General features: G+C 67.6%; 7 protein-coding genes. 5 read left to right on the top strand and 2 right to left on the bottom strand.

What is annotated here, in order from left to right:
• Positions 1–4: 4 nt before the first annotated feature.
• Positions 5–760, bottom strand: coding sequence for an integrase (locus ACFPZN_RS43935; RefSeq protein WP_378288754.1), 756 nt, complete (start codon positions 758–760; stop codon positions 5–7).
• Between the two features lie 300 nt (positions 761–1,060).
• Here ACFPZN_RS43935 and ACFPZN_RS43930 point away from each other — a divergent pair, with 300 nt between their 5' ends.
• On the top strand, positions 1,061–4,738 hold the full coding sequence (locus ACFPZN_RS43930; protein ID WP_378288752.1) for an ATP-dependent DNA helicase: 3,678 nt from the start codon (positions 1,061–1,063) through the stop codon (positions 4,736–4,738).
• 74 nt (positions 4,739–4,812) lie between these two features.
• Here ACFPZN_RS43930 and ACFPZN_RS43925 read toward each other — a convergent pair whose 3' ends face one another.
• Positions 4,813–6,912: a UvrD-helicase domain-containing protein gene (locus ACFPZN_RS43925; protein ID WP_378288750.1), complete on the bottom strand. Its 2,100-nt coding sequence runs from the start codon at positions 6,910–6,912 to the stop codon at positions 4,813–4,815.
• A 167-nt stretch (positions 6,913–7,079) separates the two neighbouring features.
• Here ACFPZN_RS43925 and drmD point away from each other — a divergent pair, with 167 nt between their 5' ends.
• The 4 genes from drmD to ACFPZN_RS43905 all read left to right on the top strand — a co-directional run bounded on the left by drmD (position 7,080) and on the right by ACFPZN_RS43905 (position 16,328).
• Complete coding sequence (drmD, locus tag ACFPZN_RS43920; protein ID WP_378288747.1) at positions 7,080–10,295, top strand: DISARM system SNF2-like helicase DrmD; 3,216 nt, start codon at positions 7,080–7,082, stop codon at positions 10,293–10,295.
• A complete protein-coding gene (locus ACFPZN_RS43915; protein ID WP_378288745.1) occupies positions 10,295–14,455 on the top strand; it encodes an Eco57I restriction-modification methylase domain-containing protein in 4,161 nt (1,386 codons plus the stop codon). The genes drmD and ACFPZN_RS43915 overlap by 1 nt, the downstream gene beginning before the upstream one ends.
• 731 nt (positions 14,456–15,186) lie before the next feature.
• Positions 15,187–16,122: a helix-turn-helix domain-containing protein gene (locus ACFPZN_RS43910; protein WP_378288743.1), complete on the top strand. Its 936-nt coding sequence runs from the start codon at positions 15,187–15,189 to the stop codon at positions 16,120–16,122.
• Positions 16,119–16,328 carry a DUF397 domain-containing protein gene (locus ACFPZN_RS43905; RefSeq protein WP_378288741.1) on the top strand — a complete coding sequence of 70 codons (210 nt, stop codon included), beginning with the start codon at positions 16,119–16,121 and terminating at the stop codon, positions 16,326–16,328. Before ACFPZN_RS43910 ends, ACFPZN_RS43905 begins: the two co-directional genes overlap by 4 nt.
• Positions 16,329–16,394 lie beyond the last annotated feature (66 nt).

Raw genomic sequence — 16,394 nt, 5'->3', positions numbered from 1 at the left:
CGTCTCAGCCCTCGAACACGCAGTGGGCGACGGTCGCGTCGTCGTGGGGCTTCGCACGGGGCCACCGGATGCCCCTGGGGTCGGTCCGCTCGATCTCCCTCGTACGGGCGATCAGCGCGGCCGGCCCCTCCTTCTCCACGAGCCCGGCCAGCCCCCGCCAGTCCGCCATGCCGAACAGGTCGGCCGGCCGCGTCGCCCCGTCCGTCATCAGGTAGGCGGCACGCAGGCCGCCCAGCGGCACCGTGCCCGTGATCGCGTACTGGGCGGCCGACGGGTCCGCCGCCGCGTAGTACGGCCCGCCGGTGATCTCCTGGAGCCCGTCCGCGCCGTCCAGCAGCAGCGTCGAGTCCGCCAGCACGAGGTAGTCGACGAGATCGCCGCGAACCCGGAGCGCCACCACCGTCGCGGCGGGCGTCGTCGGGCAGGTCAGGTCGCACGTCGCCCGATGCGACGCCGCCACATCGGCGATGGCCCCCGCCAGACGTCCCACCAGAGGCCGCTCATCGGGCCGGTGCGCGCCCTCCGGTGGCCCGACGGGAGGTCCCGCCTGCGGCGCGTCCCCGAGCCCGTCCACGAGCCGTGAGAGCAGCCTCATGCCCAGCGAGCGGGAGTACCAGGCCGTCCCGTGGACACACCCGAGATCGGTCCCCAGCGCCAGCCCGCACCCGTCCAGCACCACGACGGCGCCGGGCGCCGCCGCCACGAAGTCCTCGTTCCCCCGCCGCGGATCCCCCAGCTCCGTAGCCCACGCAACCCGCATCCCGGCCTCCCCGCCGTCTGCCCCAGACCCCCATCATCCCCGACCCGGCACAGCCTCAGAGCTCCAGTCCGAGATCAACAGAATCGGAGCCGGAGTGCGAGGGGACGCCTAGATCGACTTCCGGCGGTGGACTGCGATTGTCGGAGACGGGGCGTAGCATGACCATCCACTTCGATGGAAAGCGGCGGTATGAGCGGTAGTACGCATCTGTCAATTCGTGTCCCATGGCATGATTCCGGATGGTCCGGAACTGTATGTAAGGATCCCCTGGGGAACGCCTCATGCGTTCTACTTCGAAACGTGGGCCAGCGGCGCGATGACAGCTACGAGCTGGCACACGCCGGCAAAGCACTGTACGATCTGGAAGCTCACCGGGTCGGGTGCCTGACCGAGCGGGGCACCTTCCTCAGCCGCCGTCCTTTCCAGTACCAACGTGAGCACCCCTACGGTTTCACACCGGCGTTGAAGGGTCGGATAAAGCCGACCCCCGTCACTGTCCCCGCATTCGGGGCACACGCGACACCCTATTTCTGGCTACACCGCAAAAACGTCGACGAGGTCGTCAACGCGTATAACGTCGACTACCTTCCGGAACGCGAGGATGCCGTCGATGCCGCGCTCGGCTTCCCACCAGAGTGGGTTCTCCATGGAGACAATCAGCAGGCGCTGATCGAGCGCTTCTTCGAGGACGTTGACCCTGCGGACTCGCTGGTCTTCTTCTACGCGAAGCACTCGCCGTTCGACAGCGCGCGCAACGGCGGGCCCCTGTTGGTCGGAGCCGCCCGGGTGACCGATGTCCAGCTCCCCGGGCGGTGGCTCACCGACGGCGCGAGCGCCTTTCCCAATCACATGTGGGAGACGGCGGTCCTGCACTCCCTCAGGTCTGACGGCACCGGCGGCATGCTTCTCCCGGTGGCGGACCTGGCCCGGCTCGACGAGGAAGGTGAGGATGTAACGCAGGCTCTGGCCTGGGCTCCCGCGATCGGCCGTGAGTTCGCATATGTCACCGAGCACGTCTCACATGACACCGCCATCGCCGCCTTGGAAAGGCTGTTCCATGCGGCGCAACGGTGCCGGAAGCTCGGACTCGACATCCCAGAGCACTCCCTGCAGTGGGTCGACGACCGCATCGGCGAGCTCTGGACTATGCGAGGTCCTATGCCAGGGCTCGGCGCGGTACTCGGAGGCGCACTGAAGTTCCCCCACAGCCAGGTCCTCGCACGGGCCGTCGCCCGTCACACACCGGACGGCACCGACCCGTGGGAGGTGCTTGCCGATGCGATCGCGAATCCAGTCGGCTGTCCAGGCGAGCTGAACGCGGCGATACCCGACACCCATCGAAAGATGTGGCGGACAAGCCTTACCCCAGAGCACCTCCGTGTCCTGCGCCTGCTAGCACGTTTCCACATCACCCCCGATCAGGCGGCGGCCCTCTTCAAGGGTTCTACAGAGATAGAAGTGGAGCACGGAGAGCTCCTGGACGACCCCTATAACGCCTATGTCTGCACTGTCGGTGGACCTGATCCCGTACCGTTCGACGTGGTCGACCGCGGCTGTTTCCCCCAGTCCTCCGTCCGCGCGCGGTTCCCCCTCCAAGAGCCGACGGCAATGACCGACGGCGCCGACGCCCGGCGTGTCCAGGCGCTGCTGGTCGCGGTGCTGGAGGAGGCAGCCCAGAACGGGGACACCCTTGTTCCGATGGACCGCGCGATGGAGATGGTCGAAGCGCGGCGCCTCGCCGAACCCTGCCCGATCTCGGAACCGATACTGCGAGCCCATCGGCTCCATCCCGACCAGTTGCGGTACAGCCTGGAGAGCCCGTACTGGCCACCGTTGACGGGCGCCAAGCTCGCCGACGGTACACCCACCTTCAAGCTCACAAGGCTGGAGACGACCGCCCAGGTGATCAGGAAGGTGGTCGACGCGCAGATCGCGCGTCCCCGCATCACCGCGCCCTCCGGCCTCCGATCAAGCCTGGATCAAGTACTCGGCTCGTATCAGGCGGAGAATGACGACGATTCCCAGGCCGAAGACCGGGCTCGGCTAGAGAAGGCCGCAGCGCTCGAGGAGCTCTACTCCTCGCCCCTGAGTGTGCTCAACGGACGGGCGGGAACCGGCAAGACGACCCTCATCAAAGCGCTGACGACCAGAGATGAGGTGCGCGGCAAGGGGGTGTTGCTGCTCGCACCGACGGGAAAGGCCCGAGTACAGCTCCAGACCAAGGTCGGCCTGGAGGCGCAGACCATCGCGCAGTTCCTCACCAAGTGCCGCCGGTACGACGGCAGGACCAACGCCTACATCATTGACGGCACTCTGCAGAAGGCACCCCGCTACGGCACGGTGGTCGTCGACGAATCGTCCATGCTCACCGAGGAGCAGCTGGGCGCGCTGCTCGATGCTCTGGTCTTCCCCGACCGCTTGATCCTGGTGGGCGATCCTCGTCAATTGCCGCCCATCGGATCGGGCCGCCCCTTCGTGGACCTGATCTCGTATCTGACGGCGGGAAGCGAGGTCCCCAGGTTCCCGCGCGTCGCCCAGGGGTACGCCGAGCTCACCGAACTCCGGCGGCAGAAGGGAGGACACGTACGCGACGACCTCATGCTCGCCTCCTGGTTCTCCGGGGACGAGGTTCCCCAAGGTTTCGAGGAGGTCTGGGAGCGGCTGCGCAACGGTTCGTCGATGGAACGGCTCGGCGCAGTGCCATGGCAGGGGGTGCGTCCCACGGAGACGCTGGACGAACTCCTTCGCGATGAGATCGGCATCACCGATGACGATCCTTCGGGCGCTTTCGAGGTGTCCTACGGTGGGCAGCGCAACGGCAAGTGGGTCAACTTCCCATGGGGCAGGGGAGGCGCCGCGTCACGCTGCGAGGACTGGCAGATCCTGTCGCCTACGCGTGGCCGGGGCTGGGGCACCGTTGAGATCAACCGGCATCTGAAACGCACCTACCGGAGCAAGGCGCTCGCCGACGCGCTGAAGCCTCGCCGGGATCGCACGACACCGCCACCACTCGGCACCGAGCAGATCGTCCTTGGCGACAAGGTGCTGAACAACTCCAACGGGAAAAGTGACGCGTATCCGCGGGGGACGGGGCTCGACTACGTCGCCAACGGCGAGATCGGAGTGGTCGTCGGCCGGCTCGGCAAGCGGGGCTCCAACCCGCGCTGGACCGACGTCGAGTTCTCCTCCCAGACGGGTGCCACGTACAGGTACAGCGGGGAGAGCGAGGACGACCCGACGCTTGAGCTGGCCTGGGCGATGACGATCCACAAGTCACAGGGCTCGGAATTCCGGAAGGTGTTCGTGATGCTCCCCGGGTCGGCCCGGAGGCTGTCTCGGGAGATGCTCTACACCGCCCTCACCCGGCAGCAGGAGCGCGTGGTGCTCCTGCACGAGAGGTCGATCGACGAACTGCTGGACCTGACCGTGTCCACCGGTTCGGATACCGCACGACGACTGACCGATCTCTTCACCCCGCCGGCCCCTCGGCAGGTCCAGTTCGCCGACGGGTCCCCCGCCGGGGTCATGGACGCCAACCGCGTCCATATCACTGCGAACGGAACGGTGGTGCGCAGCAAGAACGAAGTGATCATTGCGGGGATCGTCGACGAGTTGGCTCCCGGCCTGTGGCAGTACGAACGGCGGCTGACGCTCAACGGTGCGACGTACAAGCCTGATTTCACGATCGTCACTCCCGATGGCCGGACCATCTACTGGGAGCACCTGGGGATGCTCGACAACGCCGGCTACAAGGCCATGTGGGACCGCAAAGAGCGCTGGTATCGGTATGGCGGGGTGATTCCCTACGAGGAGGGCGGTGGCCCGCAAGGTACGCTCCTCCGGACCAACGACCTGAACGGTGTCAATGTCCAGGCCTGGACGGAATTGGCCAGAGCGGCCATCGGCCCCATCAGCGCAGGGCCCGTGATCTCTTCCAAGAAGAAGATCAAGAAGTCGCGCCCGGGAGAACCGACGTGAAATGTCCCGTTCCGGCTCGCCACCTGCCGTGCTCCGGCGCGATGAGCCGCGCCGGAGCACCCGCAGGCCTCGTCTCACAACGGCAGGAACGAACTCCGGTTGCCGGAGTAGGAGACGTAGAGGGCGTCACGGGCCCGGGTGCAGGCCACGAAGAGCAGGCAGCGCTCACGTTGCAGGTCCTGGCGGCGGGCGATCGGGTCCTCCGCCTCGTCCGTGAGCGCTCTGGGAGCAGGGCAGGCGACGTCGTTCACCCCGATCACCGCCACGCAGCGGAACTCCAGCCCCTTCATCCTGTGCATCGAGCCGATGCGCACGCATTCGGGGGCCGATCCTGAGGCCGCCAGCGAGATCGTCGCGATTCCGGCGTCCCTCAGCGCTTGTTCGGCCCGGCCGGCCACCGGGTTGAACCGGGCCGCGATGCCGATGGCGTGCGGCTCGATGCCCGCTTCCAGCCATGCGCGCACTTGGTCGACCAGGTCGTCCAGTTCGGTCTTCTCGTCCGGGCAGGCGCGGACTACCGGTCGGCGGCCGTGGAGGGAGGATCTGAATCCGGCGAGCGTCGCGGGCTCGTCGTCCAGGCCCGCGACGGGTTCGATCCCCAGGGTCCGTACGGCCCAGGTCAGAATCTCGGCGGTCGTGCGGTAGCTCAGCTTCAGTCGGTGGCTACGGCCCGCCACCTTGATTTCGAGCCGTTTCAGGGAGACGCGGTTGTCGTAGATCCGCTGATGCGGGTCGCCCACGATGAACAGGTCGTCCGGGCCGGAATCGACCGCGGCGCGCAGCATGCGCCAGCGGGACGGGTGGAGGTCCTGCGCCTCGTCCACGACGATGTGCCGGTAGCGGAGGTCGGGGCGGCGTTTGAAGATCTCGGCCGCCCGGTCGGCGAGTTGAAGGTAGGTGGCCTGCCTCGTCCGCCCGAGCGTCTCCTGGAACCGAGCGATCGCGGCCCATGCCTGCTCGCGCTGTGCCGGATTGAGCTGCCTGCCCCGTCCACGGCGGTCGCAGGCCAGATAGGCCGCCTTGCTCGTCAGTCCTTGCGCCAGGACGACCTGTTCCCATTCGCGGTGCAGGAATGCGGGGGAGAACGGGGCGTTGCTCTGGTCCGCCGCCCGGTGCCAGAGGGCTTGCAGTTCCGCCTCCCCGATGATCCGCGGGTACGCGTCCGCCTCTTCCTTGACCGTCCGGTAGGCGAGCTTGTCCGCGTTGATGACCTCAACGCGCTTGCGGACGTCCGGTTCCTCGATCAGCAAATCGAGCTGGCGCCCCAGCGCCTCGGCAAGGGTGGTGGTGAACGTGGTCACCAGGACGCGTTCGGATCGCGCCGCGAGATAGCGCGCCCGGTGCAGGGCGGTGACGGTCTTGCCCGTTCCTGCTCCCCCGGTGACCTGGGCGGATCCGGTGTAGGACGGGCGGTAGGCGAGTTTGCGCTGGGCCGGGTGCAGGAAGAGCCGCCACAGGGCGAACGGGTTCTCCAGGATGCTTGCCAGTTCGTCCGATCCGGACACGAACGCGATTTCGCTGGGCGTCCGTTCCATGGCCGTGACCAGGTCGGCGGTGTCCACCTCGGCGGGGGGCTCCGAATCGGGCAGCAGCCGGCAGACCTCCTCCCATGCCTCCTGGAGGGTCATGCCGTCCGCGAGCGCCAGGAGGGCGAGGAACTGCGGCTCCGGCAGCATGGTCTCCAGCGCACCGAGGTGATCGTCGTTGGTGACGAGCCGTATGATCGGGAGCACTTCCGCGTCGAGGCCGAGTCCGATCAGGTCCGCGTTGGAGAAGTCGGCGAACAGTCGTTCGTCCGTCGTTTCCGCCACCGCCCCGAGCGCGGGTCTGAGGGTGTCCAGCGCCCGCGCGTCGCGGACCTCCAGCAGGCCGAGCCGGTGGTTGACCGAGAACTTGCGGCCGGTGGCGTACTTGTAGGCGGCGTCATGCTCGAGGACGGCGAGAAGGCAGTAGACGTCGCCGGTCTCGGGTTTGAGCACCACGCCACGGCGCCCGTCGTCGATCTTGATCGTACGCACCCGAGGGTCGCGCGCCCCCTGGATCTTCTCGAGGTGAAGGCCCGCGAAGGTGTGCTCCTCGAACTTGTCGATCGCGGCGTCCACGGCCTTGCGGACCTTCTTGTCCAGGTTTGCGTACCCTGTCAGAAAGCTCTTCGCGATCGCGAGTCTGGCCACCGGGGGTTCCCGCCTTCCGCGATGTCGGGTTCAGTTGTCTCAGCCTGGCCGGAACGAGCCAGGCTCGGCTGAATTCTCGTGATCGGTGCGGCACGATGTCTACCGTCGGGGGTCGGGTCTATCGGCCGGGTCTGACAACGGGGCGAACATATGGGGATGGGGCGAGCATGACCGAGACGGTCGTCCAGGACGGGGACGTGCCGGCACCCGGGCAGCTGGTGACGGTGCGCAACCGTGTGTGGGTGGCCTCGGACGTGGTCCAGGGGACGATGGGCGGGCGTGACGGCGGTCTCACCGCGCGGGCTCCCCACCTCGTCGACCTGGTGAGCGTCGAGGACGACGCCTGGGACGAGCGGTTGCGGGTGATCTGGGAGCTCGAGCCGGGCGCGGTCGCGCACGACCGGCACGACCTGCCGGCCCCCGCCGCCGGTTACGACGACCCGCGCCAGCTGGACGCCTTCCTGGACGCCGTCCGCTGGGGCGCCATCGCCTCGGCCGACCGAACCGTGTTGCAGGCCCCGTTCCGCTCCGGTATCGAGATCGCCGACTATCAGCTCGACCCGGTCGTGCGGGCGTTGTCCATGCCGCGCACCAACCTGCTCATCGCCGACGACGTCGGGCTCGGGAAGACCATCGAGGCCGGGCTGGTGATGCAGGAGCTGACGCTCCGGCACCGGGCACGCACAATGCTGATCGTGTGCCCCGCCGGGCTGACCCTGCAGTGGCGCGACGAGATGCGCGACAAGTTCGGCCTCGATTTCACGATCCTCGACACGGCGTTGCTGAAGAGGCTGCGCCGGTCCCGCGGGCTGTACGTGAATCCGTGGACGCACCATCCCCGGCTCATCGTCAGCATCGACTGGCTGAAGCGCGAACGCCCCCGCCGGCTTCTGCGCGACGTGCTCCCTGATGCACCCAAGTATCCCCGTACGTTCGACATGCTGGTGGTGGACGAGGTCCACACGTGCGCGCCGACGACCCGGGGGCGCTACGCGGTCGACTCGCTGCGCACCCGGGCCGTCAAGGAGCTCGCCCCGCACTGCGAGCACCGCCTGTTCCTGTCGGCCACCCCGCACAACGGATACCAGGAATCGTGGACGGCCCTTCTGGAACTGCTGGACGACCAGCGGTTCGCACGCAATGTTCCTCCCAGCGATGAACAGCTCGCACGCATCATGGTCCGTCGGCTCAAGCGCGACCTGCCGCCGAAATGGGACGGCACGGCGCGGTTTCCGGAGCGCGTGCCCGGATATCTGGAGGCCGACTACTCCAAGGAGGAGCGTGACGCGCATCAGCGCTTGGCGGAGTACGCCGGGTCGCGCCGTGATTCGGCCGACGGGGACGCTGGACGTGCCGCGGCCGACTTCGTCACCACCCTGCTGAAGAAGCGGCTGTTCTCGTCACCGAAGGCCTTCTTCGAGACGGTCGGCACCCATCTGGAGACGATGGCCGCCAAGGAGGCCGGCGGGGAGCATCTGCGCCAAGCGTCCAAGGCCGCGGGACAGAGCGTGCTGAAGCCGCTCATCGACCGGCTGGAGGAGACCTCCGAGGAGGACGACGCCTACGCCACGGCCGAGAACGACGCGTTCACCGCCGTCCGCAACGTCACCGCTCCGCTCAGCGCGGACGAACGCAAGCTCCTGGTGGCGCTGCGGGACTGGGCGGGCAACGCCAAGGACCGCACGGACGCCAAGTTCGCGGCCTTCCGGGCCTGGCTCGACCCCATCCTCAAGCACCCGGACGGAACGTGGACCGGCGAGCGCGTCATCGTGTTCACCGAGTACCGCGACACGCAGCACTGGCTGCGGGAACGCCTCCTGGCCGCCGGGTATCCGGCCGAGCGCCTCGCCCAGCTCTACGGCGGCCAGGACACGAAGGATCGCGAACGAATCAAGAACGTCTTCCAGGAGTCCCCGGACCTGCCCGGGGGCGAGGTGCGGATCCTGCTCGCCACCGACGCCGCCAGCGAGGGCATCAACCTGCAGAACCACTGCCACCGGCTGGTCCACTGGGAGATCCCGTGGAACCCGAACCGGCTGGAGCAGCGCAACGGCCGCGTCGACCGGCACGGGCAGCCGTCCCCGCGCGTCGACGTCCTGCATTTCGTGCCGAAGGGGTGGGACACGACCGGGAACGCCGGCTACGCGAACGGCTCGCTGGAGGACGAGCTCTACTTCCTCCACGTCGCCGCCCGCAAGGTCGAGCAGATTCGTGAGGATCTCGGCAGCGCCGGCGACGTCATCGCCGCCCAGGTGGAGCAGAAGATGCTCGGCCGCCGGGTCGACTGGCAGACCGCCGACACCGAGATCGCCCAGCGCGCGGGCAGGGCGGCGCTCAAGGTGAAGCGCGAGCTGGCCCAGGATCTGCAGCGCCTCGCCGACACCCTCACCGGCAGCCGCACCCGGCTGAACCTGTCCCCGGCCACGGTCGAACGGGTCGTGCGCACCGCGCTCCGCCTCGAGCACAACAAGGATCTTCTCGACGCCCCGGCGCCGCCCGGTTTCACCGGGGCCTGCTTCCGGGTGCCGCCGCTGACGGGGTCGTGGGCCGACGCCCGCAACGACGGCCTGCACCATCCGGTGACCGGCGAGGAGCGCGTGGTCACCTTCGACGGCGACGCCGCCGCCGGGAGGTCGGACGTCGTCCTGCTGCACCTGGGGAACCGGCTGGTGCAGATGTGCCTGCGGCTGCTGCGCGCCGAGCTGTGGTCGGGGGCGCACGGCGTCGCCCGCCGCACCGGCCTGTCCCGGGTCACCGCCCGGGTCGTCCCCGGCGATCTCCTGCGCACCCCGGCCGTCGCCGCGCACATCCGAGTGGTGATGACCGGTGCCGAGGGCACCCGCCTGCACGAGGAGATCCTGCTGGCGGGCGGCGTCATCGAGGGCGGCGCCCTCACCAGGGTCAAGGCCGAGGACCTCCAGGCGTGGCTCGCCGCCGCCACCGACGAGACACCGCCCCAACCCCTGCTGGACACCCTCACCGGCCTGTGGCCCGAGATCGAGCCGAGGCTCGCCCGGATTCTCGACACCCGGGTCAACCAGCGCAAGGGCCGACTCGACGCGGATCTGGCGGCCCGCTGCGAGGAGGAGGTCCAGGCCATGCGGGAGGTGCTGGCCGAGCTCCAGCATTCCATCCGCGCGACGCTCGATGACGACGACCAGTGGGAGCAGCCCAGCCTGTTCGAGATCGAGCAGGAGCAGCTGCGCGCCGATCACCAGGCGCTGCGGGACCGCCTCGCCGCGATTCCCGAGCAGCTCAAGCACGAGACCAGCGCCCTGGAGCGCCGGTACGCCAAACCGCGCGCCCGCTGGTTCCCCGCCGCCGTCACCTTTCTCGTCCCCGCCGCGATCGCCCACCAGCACGCCCACCGGAGCACGCACTGATGCCGCCGCGCAGAAAGCCCAAAGGCCCTTCGATCACCCAGCAGCACGCCGAATGGGTCCGCCTGCTGCGGCCGGACGGCCCGTTCGTCTCCGCGACCGTCCTGGCCTCCGTCTTCGGCCAGGGGCTGGACACCGTGCCGCGCCCTGTCCTCGAACGGGTCCGGCAAGGGTGGAAGGAGGTCCAGGCGTCGCCTCAGGTGCTGTTGCCCGCTTGGTACAAGCTGATCCTGAGCGAGTTGCTGAGTTGTACCGACGCTGCCATCGCCGAAGGTGCGGCGCTGCCAGAGGGCCTGCGCGCCTGGAGCCCTACCGACCGGCGCGCCCGCCCCGACGCGGTCCTGTACGGGCCGGACGGCAAGGGCGGTCGCGCCGAGCGGCTCCTGCTGTACCGGCGGCCGTGGAACGAGCCGCTCGCCAAGGCCACCAAGCAGGCGTCCTCCCCGGTCGAGCAGGCGATCGACCTGTGCCGCCGCCGCGCCACTCCTCTCGCGCTGCTCACCAACGGGCGGCTGTGGACGCTGGTCCACGCGCGTCCTGGGGAGCCGCCCACCGTCGCCACGTTCGACGCCGACCTGTGGTTCGAGGAGGACGAGCTGCTGCGCGCCTTCGCGACCCTGCTGTCGGCGCGCAGCGTGCTCCCGCCCGCCACCCTGCCCGACGGCGGCGGGCACTCGGCCAGCCTGGCCGCGCTGTTCGCCCGCAGCGCCGAGAAGCAGGCCGAGGTCACCGACACCCTCGGCGAGCAGGTGCGGGACGCCGTCGCACTGCTCGTCGGCGAGATGGGCCGCCTGGACCGGGAATCCGACGGCGCCCTGCTGGCCTACATCCCGGCCCGTGACGCCTACCGCGGCGCGCTGACCGTCATGATGCGGCTGGTGTTCCTCCTGTACGCCGAAGAGGCGCGGCTCGTCCCGGTCGGCACCGAGCTGTACGACCACTCGTACTCGGTGAGCGGGCTGTTCGACCTCCTCGAAGCCGAACGGAGCCGCTCCGGCGAAGGCTTCGGCGACACCCGCGCGGCCGCCTGGCCCCGACTGATCGCCACGTTCCGCGCCGTGCACGCCGGGTCGGAGCACAACGCGCTGCGCATCCCGCCGTACGGCGGCGGGTTGTTCGACCCGGACCGCTATGACTGGCTGGAGCGCCTACCGGTCACCGACCGGGTCGTGCACGCCATCCTCGAAGCCCTGCTGATCCTCAAGCAACGCGGCGAACGCCTCTCCTACAAGGGCTTGGACGTCGAGCAGATCGGCCACGTCTACGAAGGGCTCCTGGAGTACTCCTGCCGCCGCACCACCGAACCGCACATCAGCCTGATCGGCGCCCTGAACGCGACCGTTCCCCTCGCCGACGTGGAAGAGTCGTCCCAGGGCGAGGACTTCGATGACTGGCTGGGAGGCAAGAGCGGAGCGACCCAGGCCAAGCGCCGCAAGGGCCTTGCCGCCGAACCTGACCCAGACGCCCTCGGCCAACTCGACGCCGCGTGCGACAACGACCGCGAGCTCGCTTCCAGGGTCCGCCCGTTCTGGGGCCTGCTCCGACCGGATCTGCGCGGCCGGCCCGTCGTGCACCCGGCCGGGTCCCTCATCATCGACAAGGTCGGGGACCGCCGCGCCACCGGCACCCATTACACGCCGAGGTCCCTGGCCGAGGAGGTCGTGGAGCACACCCTCGCGCCGCTGTGCTTCTCCCCTGGCCCCGCCGAGGGCGCCGACCGCCCGTCCTGGAGCGCCAAAGCGGCACCGGAGCTGCTCAAGCTGAAGGTCCTCGACCCCGCGATGGGCTCGGGCGCGTTCCTGGTGTCGGCCTGCCGGTACCTGGGCGACCGTGTCGTGGAGGCTTGGGAACGCGACGGCCTGCCCGACGACGTCATCGAAGCCGTCGGTCCCGACTTCGACCGCGACGATCTCCTCCTGGAGGCACGCCGCCGGGTCGCGGCCGGCTGCCTTTACGGTGTAGATCGCGATGAGATGGCCGTCGAACTGGCCAAGTTGTCGCTGTGGCTGGTCACACTCGCCAAGGACAAGCCGTTCTCGTTCCTGGACCACGCCCTGCGCTGCGGCGACTCCCTGATCGGCCTCACCTCGGAGGCGCAGATCGAGAACTACCACCTCGATCCGCAACGCGGCCGGTACATCAACAACCGCACCACCGGCATGATCAGCGAGGTCACCGGCCCGCTGCTCACCCGCGTCCAGGAGCTCCGCGAACGCATCGAGGCCCAGCCCGTCCGCGACGCCGAGCACGGCGAGGAACTCGCCCGCCTCCTCGGCCAGGCCGAACGCCTCGCCGACCGCCTCCGCCTGGCATCCGACGCAGTCGTCGCCGCCGCCCTGTCGGCCGCCGGTGACGCCAAGTCCAACCGCCGCCCCCACTGGGAAGAGCAGGACGAGGACGCCTCCGACCTCTTCGAGGAACGCCTGACCCAACTCGCCGACCTCGTCGAGAAGGCGCTGGAGGTGGACGAGGACGGCTACCCAACCTTCGACGCCGAACAGGCCGAGAAGGAAGCCCGCGAACGCATCACCCCCATGCTGAAGGGCACGCGCCCCGAGCCCATCCGCCCCCTCCACTGGCCGTTGGAATTCCCCGAGGTCATGCGCCGAGGCGGCTTCAACGCCGTCGTAGGAAATCCGCCCTTCATCGGCGGCCAGAAACTCACCGGCAGCGTCGGCGACGACGTCCGCGAATTCCTCGTCCAGTGGATCGCCCGAGACAAGCGGGGCAGCGCAGACCTGTGTTCCTACTTCTTGCTGCGTGACCTGGCTCTAGCACCCAGCGGGCGGACGGGCATCATCGCCACGAACACCATCGCCCAAGGTGACACCCGAGAGGTCGGACTAGACCAAGCCACCGAGTGGGGCTGGGACATCTACCACGCCATCAAGTCTCAGCCCTGGCCCGGCACCGCCTCCCTTGAGGTCTCCCTGGTGTGGGCAGGCCATGCCGCGTCAGGCGAGAAACGCATCCTCGACGGCAACGAAGTCCCCGCCATCACCACATCCCTGGATGCCGTGTCCCGCGTCGTTGGCAACCCGTACCGCCTGGCCACCAACAAGGAGCAGGCGTTTCAAGGCTCGAATGTCCTTGGCGCGGGCTTCATAATCAACCCCCAGCAGGCAGAAGAGCTCATCGAGACCGACCCGCACAACAAGGACGTATTGTTCCCATATCTCAATGGCGAGGATCTTAACCAACACTGGGACTCGTCCGCCCGCCGCTGGGTCATCAACTTTCACGACTGGTCTGAGGAACGCGCGACAACATACAAGGAACCGTTTGAGATCGTTGAACGCAGAGTAAAGCCGTTCCGAGCACAGAATAAGCGAAAAGTCAGACGTGAGCGCTGGTGGCAGTATGCAGAACGAGCTCCAACCCTGCAAGAAGCTATTGAAGGACTCGACTGGGTCTTGACGATCGCCCTTGTTAGCAAGACGGGTTTGCCTGTCTGGCAGGAAACTGGCCAGGTTTTCTCACATATGCTCGGTGTTTTTGCCACGCAACGCGATGCAGACTTCTCCCTTCTATCCAGTGCAATGCACTTCATATGGTGGACGACAAAAGGGCAGTCCACCCTACGCACAGATGCCCGCTACACTCCCTCCGACGGTTTTGAAACTTTCCCACAACCCACTCTTTCAGAGTCGATGGACCAAGCTGGCGAGTCACTGCATTCATTCCGGCGAGAAATAATGAAACAGCGGCGAGAAACACATCCAGGACTGACCGCTATCTACAATCTCGTTCACAATGTATCCGTGCAAGACGAGGACATTGTTCGGTTGCGGGAGATTCATGTTGAGGTTGATGAGGCAGTGCGGGAGGCGTACGCGCTGGACGAGGAGCAGGAGCCGGAGATCCGCGAGTTTGAGGCTCGGATAGCGGCGGCGCCGCTGCCGTCCTGGCGGGAGATCGATCTGGGGCATGGGTTCCATGAAACTCGCCAGGGCGTGCGGTTCACGATCAGTCCGCAGGCTCAGCTTGATGTCCTTGACAAACTGCTGGCGCTGAACCACTACCGGTACAAGCAGGAGGAGCGGAAGGGCCTGCACAACAAGCCGCGTCGCAAGTCGAGCCGGAAGCCCGCGCGTCCGGCGACGCTCAAGACCACCGAAGATGTCGGTGATGGCCTTTTTGCGCCGCCGGACGCGCTTTTCTGACCTCTTGATCACCGTGGGTCGGCGTTCGAGAACACCATCGCCACCCATGACGCGAGGAGCATGTGGACTTGCTCGGCAGCCGACTCCACGTCCGTGCACGGGGCGAGCAGCGCACCAGTGGAGGACCGGAACCACAAGACAGGGAACGTGGGAATGCTGGTCGGTCCCGGCACGACAGTGACGCTCTCCCCCAGCCAGGTCAGGCGCTCGTCGAAGACGCGCAGCAACGGACGGTCATCGACGTAGCGGCGTGCGCACGTCCAGCCAGCATCGCAGAGAGCGAGGGCGAGCCGATCAAGGTGGGCTGTTGCCGGCAGAGCGGCCGCGCGGACGACGGGTACAGGGGGAGTCCCAACCTTCGCACGGCCCTTCCTCCCCCATAGGGAGCGCCGCCGCCAGTGCCACGTCCCACTGCGGTGACGGCCTGGACGACTCATTCGCCCAGCCTCACCGGGTCCATACCTTGACTTGGGCGCGTGTGCGTTCACCCTTCAGCGCCGCGTGAAGTTCATCCGCCGTGGAACAGATGACGGTCGGGTCGACGCCGGCTCCGGGGTCATGGAGTGTGGCCACCCAGTCGCCCAACCGCCCATCGAAACGGACCGATCGCCAGATCCGATGTCCGGTGAACTCCGCGCGCAGTCCCGCAAGCTCTCGATCTTCACAGTTCGTGCCGTCACCCATCGCGGGATACCTCTCCTGGTTCTTCTTGACCGATTGAGGAGACCAGCATGCCGAGTCGAGTTACTCTCAGCTACAAACCGATCTCAAGTCGTCACCAGGCGCCGGTGGCTCGCGTCAAGGAGCGTTCCGTCGCCGTGATCATTCCGGGAGGTCCCCCCATGCCCCGGCACGGACGTCAGCTCCACCCGCACTCGCTTCTCACGTACTTCGGCGCCGAGCTGCGCCGCCTGCGCGAGGCGGCAGACCTGTCGATGGCACAGCTCGGCGAGGCCATCGGCTACACCCCGCAGTGGATCGGCGCGGTCGAGCTCGGCAACGAGAAGCCCTCCCCCGAGTTCGCCGAAGACCTCGACACCTACTTCAAGACCGAAGGCATGTTCGTCCGGCTCGTGGAAGCACACGAGCGCGAACTCAAGCGTCCCAAGGTGCCGCCGAACTTCCCCCGGTTCGCCGAGTTGGAGCAGAAGGCATCCTCGATGCATATATTTGAAGCCCTTCTGATCACTGGGCTCCTCCAGACCGAGGACTACGCACGAGCGGTGTTCCTCACCGTCCAGCAACCGGAGGACGTCGAGCCCCTTCTAGCAGCGCGCATGGAGCGCCAGTCGATCCTCGAGCGCCAGAAGCCGCCCCGGCTCTTGGTGACGGTGGACGAGCACGCACTCCGAACCGTCCTGGGCGACATCGAGGTGATGCGGAATCAACTCGAACACATGATTAAGGTGGCTCATCGCCCCAACGTCATGCTCCAGGTCGTACCAGAGAAGACGGGCGGATACGCCGGATCATGCGGCAGCTTCACCATCTTGGGCTTCGGGAACCGTCCCAACGCCGCCTACATCGAGGCTGCTGGGGTGGGGCAAGTGATCGAGGAAAGCTCCAACGTCGCCAACTTCCACATAGGGTACGACTTGATTCGTGGGCAGGCGCTGCCCGTCGAGCAGTCACTACTGCTGATCAAGTCGATCATGGAGAGCCTATGAGCGAGGTAGATTTCTCGGCCGTGCGGTGGCGCAAGAGCAGTTACACGGATGGCCACGGCGGGCAGTGCGTGGAAGTGGCGGAGGTTGCGCCCGCTGTGGCGGTGCGGGACTCGAAGGATCCCGAGGGGCCGAAGCTGCTCTTCGGGGCCGTGGCATGGCACGCGTTCTCCCAGCGCGTCAAGAGCGGGCGCCTCGACCTGATCTGACCGAGCGGCACCGAAATGTCAGGGGCCCGTGTCATCCTGCGTACATCGCTGGATGACACGGAGGTC

It is taken from the genome of Actinomadura rugatobispora (assembly GCF_042656285.1).
Taxonomy (GTDB): Bacteria; Actinomycetota; Actinomycetes; order Streptosporangiales; family Streptosporangiaceae; genus Spirillospora; species Spirillospora rugatobispora.
The sequence above is the reverse complement of the archived record's forward strand: the minus strand, read 5'-3'. Positions and strand labels throughout refer to the sequence as shown.

Coding starts and splice junctions, on each gene's coding strand:
- ACFPZN_RS43915 (WP_378288745.1), top strand. CDS start 10,295: ATGCCGCCGCGCAGAAAGCCCAAAGGCCCTTCGATCACCCAGCAGCAC.
- ACFPZN_RS43905 (WP_378288741.1), top strand. CDS start 16,119: ATGAGCGAGGTAGATTTCTCGGCCGTGCGGTGGCGCAAGAGCAGTTAC.
- ACFPZN_RS43910 (WP_378288743.1), top strand. CDS start 15,187: ATGCCGAGTCGAGTTACTCTCAGCTACAAACCGATCTCAAGTCGTCAC.
- ACFPZN_RS43935 (WP_378288754.1), bottom strand. CDS start 760: ATGCGGGTTGCGTGGGCTACGGAGCTGGGGGATCCGCGGCGGGGGAAC.
- drmD (WP_378288747.1), top strand. CDS start 7,080: ATGACCGAGACGGTCGTCCAGGACGGGGACGTGCCGGCACCCGGGCAG.